At 55.3% G+C, this 1,258-nt stretch carries 1 protein-coding gene; it reads left to right on the top strand.

Annotated features, from left to right (window positions below; translation table 11 throughout):
• The first annotated feature begins 65 nt into the window (after positions 1-65).
• Positions 66-1,228 (top strand): IS3 family transposase gene (locus ACOTX5_RS26525; RefSeq protein ID WP_087759146.1). Its coding sequence is split into 2 segments (ribosomal slippage): positions 66-327 and positions 327-1,228, totalling 1,164 coding nucleotides; the frame shifts between segments, so codons are not numbered across the junction.
• Positions 1,229-1,258 lie beyond the last annotated feature (30 nt).

A 1,258-nucleotide genomic window follows, 5' to 3' on the forward strand; every position in this document is an offset into this window, starting at 1 on the left:
TGATCCTACCCGCGAATAGTGGACACGCGACTAAGTGAGTAAACTCCCAGACAGAGGTATCTCACATGACTAAATCAGCAACCGTAAGTAAGAAACCACGTAAACAGCATTCGCCTGAATTCCGCAGCGAAGCCCTGAAGCTTGCGGAGCGCATCGGCGTTGCCGCTGCCGCCCGGGAACTCAGCCTTTACGAGTCTCAGCTATATACCTGGCGCAGCAAATTACAGCAGCAGAAAACGTCTTCCGAACGGGAAAATGAGCTGGCCGCTGAAAATGCCCGCCTGAAGCGCCAGCTGGCAGAGCGTGACGAGGAGCTGGCTATCCTCCAAAAGGCCGCGACATACTTCGCAAAGCGCCTGAAATGAAGTATGTCTTCATCGAAAAACATCAGGCTGAGTTCAGCATTAAAGCCATGTGTCGGGTGCTGCGCGTGGCCCGCAGCGGCTGGTATGCCTGGCGTATCCGTCGCCTGCAGCTAAGCCCGCGTCAACAATTTCGCCGGCAATGTGACAAAGCGGTCAGTCAGGCCTTTCATCAGGCGAAACAGCGCTACGGCGCACCGCGCATTACTGATGAGCTGCGCGAACAGGGGGTGAAATACAACATCAAAACGGTAGCGGCCAGCCTGAAGCGGCAGGGGCTAAGGGCCAAAGCCGCGCGTAAGTTCAGTCCGGTGAGTTATAAGCCCCATAATCTGCCGGTATTCGATAATCTGCTGAATCAGGATTTCACCGCCAGCGCACCGAATCAGAAGTGGGTGCAGGACATCACCTACATTCGCACCGATGAGGGCTGGCTGTATCTTGCCGTGGTGATTGACCTGTGGTCCCGCGCGGTTATTGGCTGGTCGATGTCATCCCGAATGACGGCCCGGCTGGTATGCGATGCCCTGCAAATGGCGCTGTGGCGGCGTAAGCGGCCAAAAGGGGTTATAGCCCACAGCGACCGGGGTGGTCAGTACTGCTCAGCAGATTATCAGGCCCTGTTGAAGCAGCACGACCTTCGGGGCAGCATGAGTGCAAAAGGCTGCTGCTATGACAATGCCTGCGCGGAAAGCTTTTTCCACACGCTGAAGGTAGAGTGCATCCACGGTGAGCGTCTAATCAGTCGCGATGATATGCGTACGATGGTATTTAATTACATTGAGTGCGATTACAATCGCTGGCGTCGTCACAGTGCCTGTGGCGGCCTCAGCCCGGAACAATTTGAAAATCAGAATCTCGCTTAGGCGCGTGTCCATATTACGAGGAGAGGATCA

The sequence above is a fragment of the Enterobacter cloacae complex sp. IR5441 genome, assembly GCF_049238215.1.
Classification (GTDB): Bacteria; Pseudomonadota; Gammaproteobacteria; order Enterobacterales; family Enterobacteriaceae; genus Enterobacter; species Enterobacter hormaechei_C.